Source organism: Streptomyces sp. SM10 (assembly GCF_002910915.1).
GTDB lineage: Bacteria > Actinomycetota > Actinomycetes > Streptomycetales > Streptomycetaceae > Streptomyces.
This window is the reverse complement of the sequence record NZ_NEUF01000130.1, coordinates 35019-51529: the sequence shown is the minus strand read 5'-3', so window position 1 is coordinate 51529 and position 16511 is coordinate 35019. Positions and strand designations below refer to the sequence as shown.

Annotated in this window: 15 protein-coding genes; 10 read left to right on the top strand and 5 right to left on the bottom strand. The window is 71.6% G+C overall.

Features of this window, described 5'->3' with window-relative positions:
- The first annotated feature begins 10 nt into the window (after nt 1-10).
- The gene (gene der / locus B9S57_RS20735) at nt 11-1480 is read left to right on the top strand and encodes a ribosome biogenesis GTPase Der (RefSeq protein ID WP_103517059.1); all 1470 of its coding nucleotides are present in this window, start codon (nt 11-13) and stop codon (nt 1478-1480) included.
- A gap of 79 nt (nt 1481-1559) precedes the next feature.
- On the opposite strand, the gene B9S57_RS20730 is transcribed toward der, so the two are convergent.
- Together B9S57_RS20730 and B9S57_RS20725 are read right to left on the bottom strand one after the other, a co-directional pair.
- Nucleotides 1560-1865 (bottom strand): hypothetical protein, encoded by a 306-nt coding sequence (locus B9S57_RS20730; protein ID WP_103517058.1) that lies wholly within the window; start codon nt 1863-1865, stop codon nt 1560-1562.
- 137 nt (nt 1866-2002) lie between these two features.
- Nucleotides 2003-2785 carry a hypothetical protein gene (locus B9S57_RS20725; RefSeq protein WP_103517057.1) on the bottom strand — a complete coding sequence of 261 codons (783 nt, stop codon included), beginning with the start codon at nt 2783-2785 and terminating at the stop codon, nt 2003-2005.
- A gap of 301 nt (nt 2786-3086) precedes the next feature.
- On the opposite strand from B9S57_RS20725, the gene B9S57_RS20720 reads away from it, so the two are divergent.
- Together B9S57_RS20720 and B9S57_RS20715 are read left to right on the top strand one after the other, a co-directional pair.
- Complete coding sequence (locus B9S57_RS20720; protein ID WP_103517056.1) at nt 3087-4367, top strand: glycosyltransferase family 4 protein; 1281 nt, start codon at nt 3087-3089, stop codon at nt 4365-4367.
- A 422-nt stretch (nt 4368-4789) separates the two neighbouring features.
- The gene (locus tag B9S57_RS20715; RefSeq protein WP_103517055.1) at nt 4790-5005 is read left to right on the top strand and encodes an I78 family peptidase inhibitor; all 216 of its coding nucleotides are present in this window, start codon (nt 4790-4792) and stop codon (nt 5003-5005) included.
- Between the two features lie 97 nt (nt 5006-5102).
- Here the strand turns inward: B9S57_RS20715 and B9S57_RS20710 are convergent, their stop codons facing one another.
- Nucleotides 5103-6152: a phosphatase PAP2 family protein gene (locus B9S57_RS20710; RefSeq protein WP_103517054.1), complete on the bottom strand. Its 1050-nt coding sequence runs from the start codon at nt 6150-6152 to the stop codon at nt 5103-5105.
- A 480-nt stretch (nt 6153-6632) separates the two neighbouring features.
- Here B9S57_RS20710 and B9S57_RS20705 point away from each other — a divergent pair, with 480 nt between their 5' ends.
- A complete protein-coding gene (locus tag B9S57_RS20705) occupies nt 6633-8363 on the top strand; it encodes an MFS transporter (RefSeq protein ID WP_103517053.1) in 1731 nt (576 codons plus the stop codon).
- An 89-nt stretch (nt 8364-8452) separates the two neighbouring features.
- The gene (locus tag B9S57_RS20700) at nt 8453-9682 is read left to right on the top strand and encodes an acyl-CoA dehydrogenase family protein (RefSeq protein ID WP_103517052.1); all 1230 of its coding nucleotides are present in this window, start codon (nt 8453-8455) and stop codon (nt 9680-9682) included.
- Between the two features lie 22 nt (nt 9683-9704).
- Here the strand turns inward: B9S57_RS20700 and B9S57_RS20695 are convergent, their stop codons facing one another.
- Nucleotides 9705-10145, bottom strand: coding sequence for a cell division protein SepF (locus B9S57_RS20695; RefSeq protein ID WP_103517051.1), 441 nt, complete (start codon nt 10143-10145; stop codon nt 9705-9707).
- Between the two features lie 309 nt (nt 10146-10454).
- Here B9S57_RS20695 and B9S57_RS20690 point away from each other — a divergent pair, with 309 nt between their 5' ends.
- From B9S57_RS20690 to B9S57_RS20675, 4 genes are all read left to right on the top strand, one after another.
- Entirely contained in the window at nt 10455-11657 is a 1203-nt protein-coding gene (locus B9S57_RS20690) for a DUF5685 family protein (protein ID WP_181011420.1), read from the top strand.
- 139 nt (nt 11658-11796) lie between these two features.
- Nucleotides 11797-12603, top strand: a complete 807-nt coding sequence (locus tag B9S57_RS20685; RefSeq protein ID WP_103517050.1) for a DUF1684 domain-containing protein — start codon at nt 11797-11799, stop codon at nt 12601-12603.
- Nucleotides 12604-12871: 268 nt separating this feature from the next.
- Entirely contained in the window at nt 12872-13774 is a 903-nt protein-coding gene (locus B9S57_RS20680; protein ID WP_103517049.1) for a S1 family peptidase, read from the top strand.
- Nucleotides 13775-13960: 186 nt separating this feature from the next.
- The gene (locus B9S57_RS20675; protein WP_103517048.1) at nt 13961-14440 is read left to right on the top strand and encodes a hypothetical protein; all 480 of its coding nucleotides are present in this window, start codon (nt 13961-13963) and stop codon (nt 14438-14440) included.
- A gap of 71 nt (nt 14441-14511) precedes the next feature.
- Here the strand turns inward: B9S57_RS20675 and B9S57_RS20670 are convergent, their stop codons facing one another.
- Nucleotides 14512-15441, bottom strand: coding sequence for a DUF4231 domain-containing protein (locus tag B9S57_RS20670; protein ID WP_103517076.1), 930 nt, complete (start codon nt 15439-15441; stop codon nt 14512-14514).
- A 577-nt stretch (nt 15442-16018) separates the two neighbouring features.
- On the opposite strand from B9S57_RS20670, the gene B9S57_RS35625 reads away from it, so the two are divergent.
- Nucleotides 16019-16249, top strand: coding sequence for a hypothetical protein (locus B9S57_RS35625; protein WP_258036479.1), 231 nt, complete (start codon nt 16019-16021; stop codon nt 16247-16249).
- Nucleotides 16250-16511 lie beyond the last annotated feature (262 nt).

Here is a 16511-nt window from a genome sequence, read left to right as displayed (position 1 = left end):
AACGGACTTCATGAACGACCAGATTCACTCCGGCGGCTCGGACCACGAGCACGGAGCACTTGGCGATGCCGAGTACGCGGAGTTCATGGAGCTCGCCGCGCAGGAGGGGTTCGACCCCGAGGACGTCGAGGGTGCGATCGGTGAGGCCGGTCACGGCCCCCTTCCCGCGCTCGCCGTCGTCGGCCGCCCCAATGTCGGCAAGTCGACCCTGGTGAACCGGATCATCGGCCGCCGCGAGGCAGTCGTCCAGGACAAGCCCGGCGTCACCCGTGACCGCGTCAGCTACGAGGCCGAGTGGGCCGGCCGCCGCTTCAAGGTCATCGACACCGGCGGCTGGGAGCAGGACGTGCTGGGCCTCGACGCCTCCGTCGCCGCCCAGGCCGAGTACGCCATCGAGACGGCCGACGCGGTCGTCTTCGTGGTCGACGCCACCGTCGGCGCCACCGACACCGACGAGGCCGTCGTCAAGCTGCTGCGCCGCGCCGGCAAGCCCGTCGTCCTGTGCGCCAACAAGGTCGACGGACAGAGCGGCGAGGCCGACGCCACCGCGCTCTGGTCGCTGGGCCTCGGCGAGCCGCACCCGGTCTCCTCCCTGCACGGCCGAGGCACCGGCGACATGCTGGACGCCGTCCTGGAGGCCCTGCCCGAGGCCCCGGCCCAGTCCTTCGGGGCCGCGCTCGGCGGCCCCCGCCGGATCGCGCTCATCGGCCGCCCGAACGTCGGCAAGTCCTCGCTCCTCAACAAGGTGGCCAACGAGGACCGCGTCGTCGTCAACTCGCTCGCCGGCACCACCCGCGACCCGGTCGACGAGCTGATCGAGCTCGGCGGCATCACCTGGAAGTTCATCGACACCGCCGGTATCCGCCGCAAGGTGCACCTCCAGGAAGGCGCGGACTACTACGCCTCGCTGCGCACCGCGGCCGCCGTGGAGAAGGCTGAGGTCGCCGTCATCCTGATCGACTCGAGCGAGTCCATCAGCGTGCAGGACCAGCGGATCGTCACGATGGCCGTGGAGGCGGGCCGCGCGATCGTCCTCGCCTTCAACAAGTGGGACACCCTCGACGAGGAGCGCCGCTACTACCTCGAGCGCGAGATCGAGACCGAGCTCGCACAGGTCGCCTGGGCCCCCCGCGTCAACGTCTCGGCCGTCACCGGCCGGCACATGGAGAAGCTGGTCCCCGCGATCGAGACCGCGATCGAGGGCTGGGAGACCCGCGTACCCACCGGCAGGCTCAACGCCTTCCTCGGCGAGATCGTCGCCTCCCACCCGCACCCGGTGCGCGGCGGCAAGCAGCCCCGCATCCTCTTCGGCACCCAGGCGGGCACCAAGCCGCCGCGGTTCGTGCTCTTCTCGTCCGGCTTCCTGGAGCACGGCTACCGCCGCTTCGTCGAACGCCGGCTGCGTGAGGAGTTCGGCTTCGAGGGCACGCCCCTGCACATCTCGGTGCGGGTCCGCGAGAAGCGCGGCCGCAAGAAGTAGACAGCCTCACGGCGAAGCCCCGGACCCCGCAGAGCGCGGGGTCCGGGGCTTCGCCGTATACGTCGGGCGCCCGTGTACGTCAGGCTTCCGTGGACCCGGGCGGCAGTGCCGCGGGCCGGGCGTGTCCCGCGTGGCGTCCCACCCGCTGCCAGGAACCGGGGTTGCCACCGCCGGCGCTGTGGCTTCCCTGGGCGTTCGCGGCCGTACGGCCGCTCAGCGGTGCACGGCTGCCGAACATTCCGATGCCGAACGTTCTGAAGCCGAGATTCTCCTCACCCGTGCGATCCCCGGGAAGCGCCCGGAACGATCGCCTGTACTCGGTGTACAGGGCGTCGTAGATCGGGGTGGGGGACTTGCCGCCCGAGGGGTCCTGCGACGGGCGCATGGCCGGAATCGGGGTCTGCTGCTGGCGAGGAGGGTCGTATGAGTGCACGTAGGTGCCAACGACCTCACCGCCCGTCGGATGCGGGCCGGACGGAGAAATCGCTGTTCGGCGGGCGGGGGAGCGCGACACGGACACGCTCAGGTCCCGGCCAGCGGCATCGTCGCGGCGACCAGGAGGCCGTTGACGGCGGCCTTGTCCAGCGCGTCACGGAGCAGGTCCTCGCGCGGCTGCTGACCGATGGACCCCGCGGGTGCGGCGAAGACCAGCACGCTCTGCGCCTTGTTCGCCGCGGTCCGCCATCCCTCGGTGACCTGGAGCGGCTGGTGGGCCTGCCACCACGCGACGGGGCTGCCGCCGCCGGCGCCGGGCTGCAGCACGGCGTGCAGCTGGCCCATGGCGAGGAGCACGGACCAGCCGGGCAGGACACCGGGCAGCCGGTTCAGATGGGGAGTGGGCAGGAAGCCCTGCTCCAGCAGCAGCTGGAGGAACTGGTCACCGCCGCTGCCGTCCGTCCCGGGCCGGGCGATCGGGCCCGTCGGTTCGACGACCAGGGCCGGGCGGAGGTCGTCCTCGATGAGGACGAGGCCGCTGGTGATGCCGAGGACGGCCTGTTCGGGCATGAGGCCCTCCGGATTCTGTGGCTCGCTGCCGGTGATGGACCGCACGGCGCCCTGGAGCTGGTCCTCCGCGACCTGGACGACCTGCGAGGGGATGCAGGTCGCGTGGGCGAAGGCCAGCACGGCGGTCTCGTCGCCCACGAAGAGCACCGTGCTGGTGCGCTCCTGGTCGGAATCGCCGGGAGTGCGGCACGAGGTGCAGTCGTAACTGCCTGGGGCACTGTCGCCGACGAGCAGCCGGTCGGCTTCGGCATCGCCGATCTCGGCGCGTACGTCCTCGCTGACGTCGAGCATGCGCGGCACGGGTGGCTCCTCGAACTCGGTGCGTGGGCCGGGTGGTTCCCGGCTCATGAAGAGACAACGGAAGACCTGGGGCCGGGGTCACGCGTGAATACGGGAGATTAGGCGCCGGAGCCTGCGGTCCGGGGAGCCGGAAGATCGCGCATGCGAAGTGGAGGAAAAGATTCCGCACAAAGCCCTCCTGTGCACGCGCGTTCGTTCGAAATATCACGGGTTTGTGCGACTCCTGTGCGCATGCTGTGCCGCCATCTGACGGCACGTAAGGTCCGTTGCAGACCAGTCGAACAGGGGAAACGACTACGTAATGCACATTTTGTTTCTGCTCCACAACGCGTACGGCATCGGGGGAACGATCCGTACCACCTTCACGCTCGCCAGGACCTTGGCGGAACAGCACGACGTCGAGATCGTCTCCGTCTTCCGGCACCGCGACGACCCGAAGCTCGGCGCACCGGCCGGTGTCCGGATGAGCCACCTCGTCGACCTGCGCAGGTCGAGTCCGGGATACGAGGGGAAGGACGCCGAACACGCCCTGCCGGCAGCGGTGTTCCCTCGGGGGGACTCCAGGCACGGGCAGTACAGCAGACTCACCGACAGCCGTATCGCGGCACGGCTGGGCGGGCTGGAGGCCGATGTCGTCGTCGGCACACGCCCCGGACTCAACGTCCACATCAGCCGGCAGGCGCGGCGCGGCCCGGTGAGGGTCGGTCAGGAGCACCTCACCCTCGAGAGCCACGGCTACCGGCTCCGCCGGGAGATAGCCCACCGGTACGCGCTGCTCGACGCCGTCACGACCGTCACCGAGGCCGACGCCCGGGACTACCGCGCCAGGCTGCGGCTGCCCGGCGTGCGGATCGAGGCCATCCCGAACAGCGTGCCCGACCCGGCCGGCCCGCCCGCCGGGTGCGACGCGAAGTGGATCGTCGCGGCGGGCCGGCTGCACCGGGTCAAACGGTACGACGTCCTGGTCCGGGCCTTCGCGGAGGTCGCGGCGGTCCGCCCGGAGTGGCGGCTGCGGATCTACGGTGCCGGGGACGCGTCGGGTGACGAGCAGCAGCCGCTGCGCGGGCTCGTCGACGAGCTCGGGCTCCGGGAGCGGGTCCTCCTGATGGGGTCGGTCGACCCCATGGAGGCGGAGTGGCCCAAGAGCTCCATCGCCGCCGTCACCTCCGAGCGCGAGTCGTTCGGCATGACCATCGTGGAGGCGATGCGCTGCGGAGTGCCGGTGGTGGCGACCGACTGCCCCCACGGACCCGCCGAGATCATCGACGACGGCACGGACGGGCGGCTGGTGCCCCTCGGGGACACCGGCGCCTTCGTCAAGGCCCTGCTCGGTCTGATCGACGACGACGCCCTACGGCGCCGGATGGGCCGTGCCGCGAGGATCTCCGCCGCCCGGTTCGATCCTGCGCCGATCGCGGAGAGGCACGAGAGGCTCTTCGCCGAGCTGGCCGCGCGGGGTGGGAGGAAGGGATCGCGAGGTCTCCTGCGCGGTGCGGTCCACCGTTCGAGGGGCAGCGTGCTGGACGGCGCGTATGCGCTGCGTGACAAGGCTGCGAAGGTGGTCCGCGGGGGACGGGGCTGAGCTGGTGCGCCCGGACCACGGGTCCGGGCGCCGCATCCCGGACGGTTCCATTCCGGATGAGGGCCCCGGGCCGGGAGCTCCCGGCCCGGGGCCCCGGTCGGCGGCGGAGAAAGTAAGGCTTGCGTAAGGGCGGGTGAATTCGAGGTTGCGCAGTCGTATATTCCCTTTCCCGCAGGCCGGTAAAAGGGGATTCGGACCGATGTCCGGATGCCTGCAATTCATCTCCCGGAGCGGCCTTTTTGTGGATGGTCGCACAATGTGGGTCCGGGACCGCCCGACGGCCCGTTCGGGTGAAGTGGCCCACCGTAAACAGGTGTGGTGATCCTGTGACACGAGCGTGACAGCGGGGGTACGGAGTGCTGCGTCGGCCCTGTGGCCGCCACGGCTTCCGCCGGGGCGTGGGGCGGCTTACGGTGAGAGGTATGGCACCTGTACCGACCCCTTCCCCCCAGCCGGACGACACCCCCGACTCCTACGTCGGCCTCGACGCGGCGAGTGCCGACCGGCAGGCCAGAGCGCGTGGCTGGAGCACGGTCCGGGCCCTTCCACCCGGCACCGTCATCACGATGGAGTTCCGCGGCGGACGCATCAACTTCGAGGTGGAGGCCGAGACCGTGACCCGCTGCTGGGTCGGCTGAGGCCGGCTCCCGACAGACGAAAGGCCCCGACCGGAGTCGGGGCCTTTCGTCGTGCACGGGAGGGGCGACGTGCGGCCTCGCAGGCAGGAACGGCAGGTCAGGGGGCGACAGGTCCACCCGAGACCGGGCGGGAGGGGCCCGCACTGCTCCGCGGGGAGCGGTCCGTGTGCGGCGGACGGCGTGAGGCGGACGGTGTCAGCGGCGTCCGCTCCGAGCGCGCGGGGTGTGCCTGGTGCGCCCTGGCCCGGCCGCCCGTGCCGGGGTGGCCGGGGGCTGCCGGGGTCTCGGGTGCCGACGCCCGGCCGGCGGGCTCCTGGGAGCTCTCGGCCGTCGCAGCCCCGCCGCTCAGCGCCTGTGGCAGCAGGACCGTCGGCTCCGGCGCCGCGGGAGCGGCCGGAACGAGGGTCCGGACCCGACGGCGGGCCCGCCACTGCTTGCGCACCGAGAGGATCACGGCCTCGGCACGCGTGATCAGCGGCTCGAACCAGGGCAGGGCCAGCAGGATCAGCAGACCGGCCGCCCAGCCCAGGAGGACATCGCTGAGCCAGTGGGTGCCGATGTAGACGGTGGTGAGGCCCACGCCCAGGGAGACGAAGGCGGAGAGGGCCGAGAGGTAGCGCCTGGCCCGCGGGGTGGTGGCCAGGTAGGCCAGGATTCCCCAGGTCACCACGGCGTTGGCGGTGTGTCCCGAAGGAAATATATCGCCGCCGGCGAAGAGCTCGGCCGAGCCGATCTGGGTGGCGTAGTGCGGGCCCAGCCGCCCCAGGCCGTACTTGACCGCGCCCACCGACACGTTGAGCAGCAGCAGGGAGGTGCCCAGTGTGAGCAGGGGCCGCAGCGTGTGCTGGCGCCAGGAGCGCCAGCCGAGCCAGGAAGCGATCATCACGGCCGTGGGGCCACGCTGGCCCAGCACGACGTAGTAGTCGAGGAAGGCATGGAGTCCGGGCCACTGCTGATAGGGCCGGAACAGCATGACCTTCCAGTCGAGGGTCACCAGCCAGGACGAGACGAGTACGGCAACGACGATGGCGAGGTAGAACGCCAAAGTCCCGCCGAAGAGAGCGATGCGGTGACGGCTCATCCGCGGGGTCTCTATCTTCGGCGGTTCCGGCTCCCGGTCCAGACGGGCGAAGATGTCGGTACGCACGCAATGGACGTTACAGCGAGTGAGTGTGTGATCCGGCCGATCCCGCGTCTTTGTGATGACGATGTGATGTGGACTTTGTCTCAGACAGGTATCCATTCCGGGGTGGCCGGCGAATGTTTTCGACCCGTCGGCTATTCATTCCGGCCCTTATTCGTAGAAATGTTTGAGCGTCGACGAAAGGGGCGCGGTCCGATCGCTCCGGGCGAGCGTTGGGCCGTTCGGGGGAGGGGCCGGCCGGTGCGGAGCGAGGCGCCGGCGTACCGGCGGGGCGGTCCGGCCGTCACCCCGCGTGCAGGAGGTGGAGTGGTGTACGCCACACCTGGTGGCCCGTGAACGTATGAGCTGCACCACGCGTGACCACCTGGAACTCGCGTACGCTGACGGCTCACTCGCCCGTCGATGCCGGGCCCGAGGGGCACCGAGAGCCGGATCCCCAGCAGGTCTGCCGAGCGCGAGGGACTCATTGTGGGAGGTACGTACATGACGGGGACGTCCACGGCCGTGAGCAGGCTGCGCGCAGCAGCCGACGGTGCCAACCGCTGGGTCGTCCTGGTCGTCCTCTGCCTCAGCCTGCTGCTCGTCGCGCTCGACGCGACCGTGCTGCACGTCGCCGTTCCCGCCGTCACCGAGGACCTGCGGCCCAGCGCCGTCGGCCTGCTCTGGATCGTGGACGCCTATCCACTGGTCTGCGCCTCGCTGCTGATCCTCTTCGGCACGCTCGGTGACCGGATCGGCAGACGACGCGTCCTCCTGTTCGGCTACGCCCTCTTCGGGGTCGCCTCCGCCCTCGCCGCGACGGCCGGCTCGCCCGGTGTGCTGATCGCCGCGCGTGCGCTGCTCGGTGTCGGCGGCGCCATGATCATGCCGGCCACCCTGTCGATACTCCGCCAGGTCTTCCCCGACCGCCGTGAACGGGCCATGGCCGTCGGCATCTGGACCGCGGTCGCCGCGGTCGGCGCCGCGACCGGTCCGGTCATCGGCGGCTTCCTCGTGGAGCACTACTGGTGGGGCTCCGTCTTCCTGATCAACATTCCGCTGATGGCGCTGATCCTCCCGGTCGGGCGCTGGCTGCTGCCCGAGTCCCGCGGCGAGAGCGACGGCCCCTGGGACGTGCTCGGCGCGCTGATGGCCGCGGCCGGTGTGCTCGGGGCCGTCCTCGGGATCAAGCGGATCGGCGGCGGCGAAGGCCTGCTCGACCCCGCCACGCTCGTTCCGCTGCTCGCCGGTGCGGCCCTGGTCGCCCTCTTCGTGCGCAGGCAGAAGCGCCGTACGCACCCACTGATCGACATCGCGATGTTCTCCCGGCCCGCCTTCTCCACCGCCGTCGGCTGCATCGTGCTGGCCATGCTGGCCCTGGTCGGCCTGGAGCTCATCGCGGTCCAGTACCTCCAGCTGGTCCTGGAACTGAGCCCGCTGGAGACCGGCCTGCGGCTGCTCCCGCTGACCTTCGCCGCGATGGCCGCCGGGGCCACCGGTTCCCACACCCTCGGCCGAATCGGTCCGCGCCGGATGGTCGCCTGGGGCTTCGTGCTCACGGCGGCCTCCGTGCTCCTGCTGACCCTGATGGGCCAGCACGACCGCCCCGCGCTCCTCACCGCCGGCTTCGTGCTGCTGGGCTTCGGGCTCCAGTCCACCCTCTTCGGGGCGTACGAATCGATGCTGAGCGAGGTCCCCGCCGAGCGGGCGGGCGGCGCCGCCGCGATCGGCGAGACCTCGTACCAGCTGGGTGCCGGCATGGGGATCGCCCTGCTCGGCAGTGTCATGAACGCGGCCTACGCCCCCGGGCTCTCGCGGCTCCACGAGGAGGGGGTGCCCGCCTCGGCGGGGTCGGCGGCGGCGCACTCCCTGGGCGAGGCCTACCAGGTCGCGGGCCGGCTGGGTGGACCCATGGGCGATCTGCTGCGGAACACGGCCCGGCACGCCTTCGTCGACGGTCTGCACATCACCCTGCTGGTCAGTGCGGGGCTGCTGCTGCTCGGCGCGCTGGCGGCGCTGCGCCTGCCGCGCGTCATGGACTGCCCTGCGGTCAAGGCCCCCTGCCGTGAGCAGGCGGCCGCCGTGCCGGAGCAGGGCGCGGGGCCTGACGCCGACGCCGCCGGGTCGGCGCCCCGTCGCCGGCCAGGTCATCCGGAGGCCCCCGGACACCGGGCCCCTCTTCCCGCCCGTCGCACCCCCGCCGAGGCCACCGGCTCTGGACGGGCCGCACGCTGAGCCGTAACGTCGGCACGGCGCCGTAACTACCGCTGCTAGTTTTAGTACCGTGGCGCGTTTCCGTACCGTGCGAGCCGCCGGAGGCACCCATGTCCACCACCGAGTCCGCGAAGCCGTCGAAGCCGATGCGGGTTCCGCCGTTCGATCCGGGTGACCCCCTCGGCATCGACGACCTCCTCGACCCCGAGGACCTCGCGATCCGCGACACCGTGCGCACCTGGGCCGCCGACCGGGTCCTCCCGTACGTCGCCGAGTGGTACGAGAGCGGCGAGCTCCCCGGCATCCGGGAGCTGGCCCGCGAGCTGGGCTCGCTCGGCGCCCTGGGCATGTCCCTGCAGGGGTACGGCTGCGCGGGGGCGAGCGCCGTCCAGTACGGCCTGGCCTGCCTGGAGCTGGAGGCCGCCGACTCCGGGATCCGCTCCCTGGTCTCCGTCCAGGGCTCCCTCGCCATGTACGCCGTCCACCGCTTCGGATCCGAGGAGCAGAAGCAGCGCTGGCTGCCCGGCATGGCGGCCGGCGAGATCATCGGCTGCTTCGGCCTCACCGAGCCGGACCACGGGTCGGACCCCGCCGGGATGCGGACGTACGCCCGGCGGGACGGGGACGACTGGGTCCTCACCGGCCGCAAGATGTGGATCACCAACGGATCGGTCGCCGGGGTCGCCGTCGTCTGGGCGCAGACCGACGATGCGGCCGCAGGGGCGGGGATCCGCGGTTTCGTCGTGCCGACGGACAGCCCCGGATTCTCCGCGCCCGAGATCCGGCACAAGTGGTCGCTGCGCGCCTCGGTCACCAGCGAGCTGGTCCTGGACGGCGTCCGGCTGCCCGCCGACGCCGTCCTGCCCGGCGCCACCGGGCTGCGCGGTCCGCTCAGCTGTCTCAGCCACGCCCGCTACGGCATCGTCTGGGGGGCCATGGGCGCCGCACGTGCGAGCTTCGAGTCCGCGCTGGAGTACTCGAGGTCACGCGAGCAGTTCGGCAGGCCGATCGGAGGGTTCCAGCTCACCCAGGCCAAGCTCGCGGACATGGCCCTGGAACTCCACAAGGGCATTCTGCTCGCCCACCACCTGGGCCGTCGGATGGACGCGGGCAGGATCCGCCCGGAGCAGGTCAGCTTCGGAAAGCTCAACAACGTGCGGGAGGCGATCGAGATCTGCCGCACCTCGCGCACGATCCTGGGCGCCAACGGGATCTCGCTGGAGTACCCGGTGATGCGGCACGCGACGAACCTGGAGTCGGTGCTCACCTACGAGGGCACCGTGGAGATGCATCAGCTGGTGCTGGGCAAGGCGCTCACCGGCCTGGACGCTTTCCGGTAGGACGTTCCGGGGAGCGCCCCGCTCAGCTCTGGTTGAAGAAGCCGTCGGCCGGCCGGCCGACGGCTTCGCCGTTGACCACCTGGGTGTGAGCGGGCGTCAGCAGGAACACTCTGGTGGCCACGCGCTCGATGGAACCCCGCAGTCCGAAGGTCAGTCCCGCGGCGAAGTCCACGACGCGCTTGGCGTCGGTGGGATCCATGGCGGTGAGGTTGACGATCACCGGGACACCGTCCCGGAAGAGCTCGCCGATGCCGCGTGCGTCCCGGAAGCTGTCCGGGGTGACGGTGGCGATCCGCCGGCCCTTGTCCTCGGCCTTCTCGGATGCGACCTGCACCCGGGGGTCGGTCACCCAGGGCTGATGCGTGCCGGTCTCAGCATCCTCGGAGTACTCGTCGTCGTAGTACCGCTCGTCGTTGTCCTCCACGAGGCCCAGCCAGGCACTCGCCTTGCGCACCGATCCCATGGACGCCTCCTCTCACCGCGGTTCGTTGGTGTTCCGCATCTCATTCCTATCCCCATGGTCGTCCATGATGCGGATACAGCGCCAAGGGGATAGCCGCCGCGCAGGCGATTCGTGACGCTACTGGTGCAGAACATGTGGCGATTCGTCAGGGTACCTACCGTATAAGGGGGCTTGCGGAACGAAAATATGATTCTCCCCTCCGTACGGGTGATCCGGGGGGCGTACGGGTGAACGGATCGCTCGATACGATGCACGCCGCGCGGATGCACGAGCGCGGCTCGTCAGGTGAACGACTCCCGGGGGATCGTCGTGTTCGGAATTGTGAGGCCCTGTACCCATCGGCTGTCCGAGGGGCTCAAGGCGGAGTGGATGGCCCATCTCTGCGGCCTCTGTCTCGCCCTTCGCGCGGACCACGGGCAGTTCGCCCGGGTCGTGACCAACTACGACGGGCTCATCGTCTCGGTCCTGACGGAGGCTCAGGCGGAGCGCTCCGCCGGGCAGCGCCGCACCGCCGGCCCCTGCCCGCTGCGCTCGATGCGGACCGCGCCGGTCGCCCGGGGCGAGGGGGCCAGGCTCGCCGCCGCCGTGTCCCTCGTGCTGGCGTCCGCGAAGGTGCGCGACCATGTGGCGGACCGGGACGGGCTGTTGAAGCGGCGCCCGGTGGCCGCCGCCGCACGCCGGGTCGCCGCCGGCTGGGACAGGGCCGGGGCGCGCACCGGGGCCGAGCTCGGCTTCGACACCGCGGTCCTGGTCGACGCCGTCGACAGGCAGACCGGCATCGAGTCCCTCGCCGGGCCGGGGACCCCGCTGCTGACCGTCACCGAGCCCACCGAGACGGCGACGGCCGCCGCCTTCGCGCACACCGCCGTCCTGGCGGGCAGGCCGGAGAACGCCGGGCCCCTCGCCGAGGCCGGACGCCTCTTCGGCCGGCTCGCCCATCTGCTGGATGCCGTGGAGGACCGCGAGGCTGACGCTGCGTCGGGTGCCTGGAACCCGCTCACCGCGACCGGCACACCGCTCGGCGAGGCCCGCCGCCTCTGCGACGACGCCCTGCACGGCGTACGCCTCGCGATGCGCGACGCGGAGTTCACCGACGGCGCGCTGGCGCACGTGCTCCTCGTACACGAACTGCGGCGGTCCGTGGACCGCGCCTTCGGGGCGTCGTCCTGCTCGCACCAGGGAGCCGGGCAGCCGTCGGGGAGCTTCGGCCCACCGCCCGGCAACCCGTACGCGCCGACGCCCGGGGGCCCCTCCGGCCCGCCGCTCCCTCCCGAACCGCCGCGCAACCGGCGCGGCCTCATCGCCGGATGCCTGGTCTGGGCCGGGCTCGCCTGCACGTGCCAGATGTGCTGTGCCGGCAGCTTCCACGACCCCTGGAGCGGGCAGGAGCGCGAAGGGCTCTGCCACAAGTGCGACTGCGGCGACTGGTGCGAGGGTTGCTGCGAGGGGTGCGACTGCTGCGGGAACTGCTGCAGCTGCTGCGACGGCTGCGACTGCGGGTGCGACTGCTGACGGCAGTCGGGCAGCCGCACCCGGCGGCCTCACTCTCTCCCGGCGCTCGAGGAACGCGGAGTCCTCCGCTCCGAACACACCGGCTCCACGCCGAGGCCGCACACCGGCCCGGCCGGGCCGGTGTGGAAAGGTTGACCGCATGAGCACGGACGCACAGCAGGACAGCGAGGAGTTCCACGCCTGGCAGCGCTGGCACGAGGCGCGCATCGTCGCCGTGGCGGCGCCGCACGGCCCGCTCTCCCTCACCGGCACCCACTGGCTCGCCGATCATCCGGAGGGCCGAATTCCGGCCGTCCCCGGGCTGTGGCGGGCGGAGGGCGACGAGGTGCTGCTCACCGCCTCCCCCGAGGACGGGCTGAGCGTCGACGCGACGCCGTTCACGGGGGAGATCCGCCTCGGCGCCGACCGGGGCCCCATCGACGCCTCCCGGGTGGCCCAGGGCGAGCGCAGGCTGGTCGTGCTGAGCCGGGAAGGCCTCTGGGCGGTACGGGACTTCGACCCGCAGTCCCCGGCCCGTCACTCCTTCCGGACCATCGACGCCACCCCGTACGACCCCCGGTGGGCGCTGGACGGAACCTTCCGCCCGTACGGCTCCGACCGGACCGTCCGCGTGGGCAACGCCGACGGACGCGAGCGCGGACTGGGGCTCTCCGGCGAGATCGCCTTCACCGTGGACGGGACCGAGCACACGCTCCAGGTGGCGATCGAGCCGGACGGTTCGCTCTGGGCCGTCTTCGCCGACGCCACCAGCGGGGACAGCAGTTACCGTTTCCGCTTCCTGCGGCCCCCGGCTCCCGACGGCGACGGCAGGGTCCGCGTCGACCTCAACCGCACGCTGCTGCCGCCGTGTGCCTTCGCCGACCACTTCATCTGTCCCTTCCCTCCCCCCGGGAACACCCTCACGGTGGCCGTCCCGGCGGGGGAGCGGAACCGCATCGACGGCTGATTCCCACCGGGACGAGGCCCGAACAGCACACCGGCCCCAGCAGCCCCAGCGCTGCCGGGGGCCGGTCCCGCGGTGCGCGGACGCGGCCGAAAACGCACCCTTGCGGCGACCCGTCGGTGCCCTCAATACTCCCGAGCAGCGCCCGTCTGGAGCGCGCGCATCCGGAAATTCGCACGTCTCCCGGAACGCGGCAACGCCCCATGACCGCGCCTCACGGGTCCGGCCACCCCACAGGCGGACCCCCGATTCCCCTCGGGAGGAACGTAAAGTGAGGATCAAGCGCACCAACCCCCGCACCGGCAGCACAGGAAGACGCAGGCGGATCACCGCCGTCTCCGCGGGACTCGTCGCCGTCGCGGCGCTCGCCGTCCCCGCGGCCAACGCCGAACAGTCCGCAACGTACGGCGCCGACCAGCTGAGCGCGGCGGGAGAAGCCGTGCTCGACGCCGACGTCGCCGGCACCGCCTGGAACGTCGACCCGGCGAGCGGCCGGCTCGTGGTCACCGTCGACAGCACCGTCTCGCAGACGGAGATCAACCAGATCAAGGAGTCCGCCGGAGCCAACGCGGGCGCCCTGCGCATCGAACGCACCCCCGGCAAGTTCAGCAAGCTGATCTCGGGCGGTGACGCCATCTACGCATCGAGCTGGCGCTGTTCCCTCGGCTTCAACGTCCGCAGCGGCAGCACCTACTACTTCCTGACGGCAGGACACTGCACCGACGGCGCCGGGACCTGGTGGTCCAACTCCGCACACACCACGGTCCTCGGCACCACGGCGGGCTCCAGCTTCCCGACCAACGACTACGGCATCGTCCGTTACACGAACTCCTCGGTCACCAAGTCCGGCACCGTCGGCAGCCAGGACATCACCAGCGCGGCCAACGCCACCGTCGGCATGTCCGTCACCCGCCGGGGATCCACCACCGGCATCCACAGCGGTTCCGTCACCGGCCTCAACGCCACGGTCAACTACGGCGGCGGCGACATCGTCTACGGAATGATCCGCACCAACGTGTGCGCGGAACCCGGCGACTCCGGCGGCCCCCTCTACTCGGGCACCCGGGCGATCGGCCTCACCTCGGGCGGCAGCGGCAACTGCAGCTCCGGCGGGACGACGTTCTTCCAGCCGGTCACCGAAGCGCTGAGCGCCTACGGCGTCAGCGTGTTCTGACCCGTCCGGCCACCGTCGCACTCCTGTGAGCCCCCGCCGATCCCCGGCGGGGGCTCCCTTTCGGCCCAAGGCTTTTGAGAGGATGTCAGGGACGGCCGGTCGCAGTGGCACCACGGGGGCGGACGCTGTGCCCGTCCGGAGTCATGCCTCCGGGAGCCCCCGCAGACACCAGGGGGTTCCAGGTCCGTGAAACGCATCGGTGTGACCGGTCACCGCTCCATCCCCCGCGAGCTCCACGCACACGTGCGGGAGGAGCTGCGAGCCGCGCTGTGCGGACACGAGGGCTCCCTGGAGGCGCTCTCCAGCCTGGCGGTCGGGGCCGACCAGCTCTTCGCCGACCTCGCCCTGGCCCATGGTGCGGAACTGACCGTGGTCATCCCCAGCGGGGACTACGAGTCCGGCTTCGCCGACGGGGCGGAGCTCGAGCGCTACCGCACGCTCAAGGCCCGGGCCGCACGTGAGATCCGCCTCGACTTCGCGCACTCCACGGACGAGGCCTACTACGCGGCGGGCGCCTACATCGCCGACCACTGCGACCGGCTGATCGCGGTCTGGGACGGCCGGCCCGCGCGGGGCCTCGGAGGCACGGGCGACATCGTGACGTACGCCCGCAGCCTGGGGCGGCCGGTCACCGTCATCTGGCGCGACGGCGTGGAGCGCGGTTAGGGCCTCCCGTCTGGATCATGCCGGGCTCGCGGGGCCTGATCCAGACGAAAGACCCCAGAGCCCGCGCGCCCTCACATCCGGTGTCTGGCCAGCCAGTCCGTGTGCTCGGGTGAGACGATCCGCTCGGTCTCGAAGACGGCGGCCGCCCACTGCCGCTCGGTGAGGGTCGTCTCCATCGCGGCCTGCATGTTCTCCAGGTCCTCCTCGACCAGCGAGTGCGCGGTCACCAGGGGGTGATGCCGCCGCATCTCGTTCCAGGCGAGGCAGGCGGCAGCGGCGGCGGAGAACGTCCCCGTCAGTGCGAAGGATCCGGCGCTGCCGAAGGTCTGCAGCACCGCGAGGACCAGCGCCGGGAGCGTCAGCGCGGCGACGGTGCTCGACCAGACGAGCGCCCCGCGCCGCGACACGAGTCTGCGCCTGCGGTACCAGCGCCGCTGCTCGATCAGCCTGTCCCGGACGTAGGTCTCCTTGCGCACGGTGAACGCCTTGTCCCGTAACTCCCGCATGGCCGCGGTGATGAGACCGCCGCCCGAGTCGGCCATCTCCTCCCGGGGGTCGTCCCAGCCGACCTTCCGTAACTCCTGGAGCCCTTCCTCCAGCCGGCTCGCGAAGACCGCCTCGGGATGCTGGACGGCCGAGTCGAAGGGGGAGCCGTGGACCGCGTAGCGCCAGCAGTTCGATTTGATGAACTCCGCTGCGGAGCGGTTGAGTTGCCAGTGCGACTTTGCTTTGCGCCGGGATCCCAGGTAGGTCGTGATCAGGACGCCGAGGTACGCCGACACCGCTGCGCCGTGCAGGAGTTGGATGCCGGACCCGACCTCGGCGTGCCAGGGGAGTGCGGCGGGCACCGTGCCGAGGGCGAGCAGCGCCAGCTGGCCGCGGGTGGTGTTGACCGCCTCACGCTGGCGGGCCACCGCGACGGCATCGGTGTGGTGGAAGAGTGCGGGCAGATCGGCGCTCCTGAAGACCATGCTCTGCAGTGGTCCTGGAATCGCGGTCATGTTCACCCCCGTCTGCGGATGTGGCATGTCTGGCAGGACGTGACGTCCGGGTCCGGCGCGGGCGGCCGTCGCCAGGGAAGTGCTGCCCCGGGGCTCGGGAGGACACGCGTGGCCCGCCGGGGCCATGAGAGTAGGTCGCCCCTTCGTGTACGGCAATGGCGCCTCGGCGGTCCCCGGTGGCCCATCGCCGTCGGAAAGGCGCCCTCGTCTGATGACCCCTGCCGTGCAAGGGTCGAGTAACAGCCCTGCTGAGTCGGGGAGTTGGCGCTTGGCGGGCGTACCGACCTCCCCGGTCGAGAGGGAGGGCGCGTGGTCGACGCAGGTCCGAGGAGCGCAGTGCCGGTGTCCGCTGCCCAGCGAAGGATCCGGCGGAGCCCCCTGCTGTTCACGGCTCCCCTCGTGATGCTCTTCCGGTTGTCTCTCGTCCTGGTCCGGGAATCGGGCCGGGCCGACATCGGCCCCCGGGGCTCGGGGCGACTGGCCCTGGCGTCCGCAGCTGCTCGACACGGAGGCGCTCGGCAGCCTGCCGGCGGTCGCGGCGGGCGGCGTGCTGGCGCGGGCCCGGTACGCCCGTACCGTGCGGCCGTATCTGGGGTGGCGGGGCGTGTGGGTGACCAGGGAGTTCGTCGCGCGCGTGGAGGCGCTGTACGTGCGGGTCCGGGTGACCGATGCCGTGGGGGACACCCATGAGCGCATCGGCGACTGCATGAAGGGGACGAGGGGCGACTGCCTGGTCGCCCCTCGGCTGACGGCACCCCGGCTGTCGGCAGGCGCCCTCAGGGCAGCCTGCGGACCGCCGGACGAGTGAATGCCACCTGCCCTGGGCTCCGTCGACGGGACGGGGCGAGTCGTCTTCCCCGCTGCCGTCCGGGTGCCGCCTGCGATGGAGGGCCGGGTGGCGGAGCGGCCGGTGATGTGCAGGGGTGACCGGGACGTCCGGGCGCTGGGGCGACCGGTCCCGGCCGGTGCCCCGGCCTCCGGCCCGCGGGCGGCGTGTGTCCGTCCGTCACCCGGGCGGGCCAATCCGCCGCGGAGTTTCGGTCTCCGCAATTCGGCGTAAACGCGTGATG

Coding starts and splice junctions, on each gene's coding strand:
- der (WP_103517059.1), top strand. CDS start 11: ATGAACGACCAGATTCACTCCGGCGGCTCGGACCACGAGCACGGAGCA.
- B9S57_RS20730 (WP_103517058.1), bottom strand. CDS start 1,865: ATGCGCCCGTCGCAGGACCCCTCGGGCGGCAAGTCCCCCACCCCGATC.
- B9S57_RS20720 (WP_103517056.1), top strand. CDS start 3,087: ATGCACATTTTGTTTCTGCTCCACAACGCGTACGGCATCGGGGGAACG.
- B9S57_RS20715 (WP_103517055.1), top strand. CDS start 4,790: ATGGCACCTGTACCGACCCCTTCCCCCCAGCCGGACGACACCCCCGAC.
- B9S57_RS20705 (WP_103517053.1), top strand. CDS start 6,633: ATGACGGGGACGTCCACGGCCGTGAGCAGGCTGCGCGCAGCAGCCGAC.
- B9S57_RS20700 (WP_103517052.1), top strand. CDS start 8,453: ATGTCCACCACCGAGTCCGCGAAGCCGTCGAAGCCGATGCGGGTTCCG.
- B9S57_RS20695 (WP_103517051.1), bottom strand. CDS start 10,145: ATGGGATCGGTGCGCAAGGCGAGTGCCTGGCTGGGCCTCGTGGAGGAC.
- B9S57_RS20685 (WP_103517050.1), top strand. CDS start 11,797: ATGAGCACGGACGCACAGCAGGACAGCGAGGAGTTCCACGCCTGGCAG.
- B9S57_RS20670 (WP_103517076.1), bottom strand. CDS start 15,441: ATGACCGCGATTCCAGGACCACTGCAGAGCATGGTCTTCAGGAGCGCC.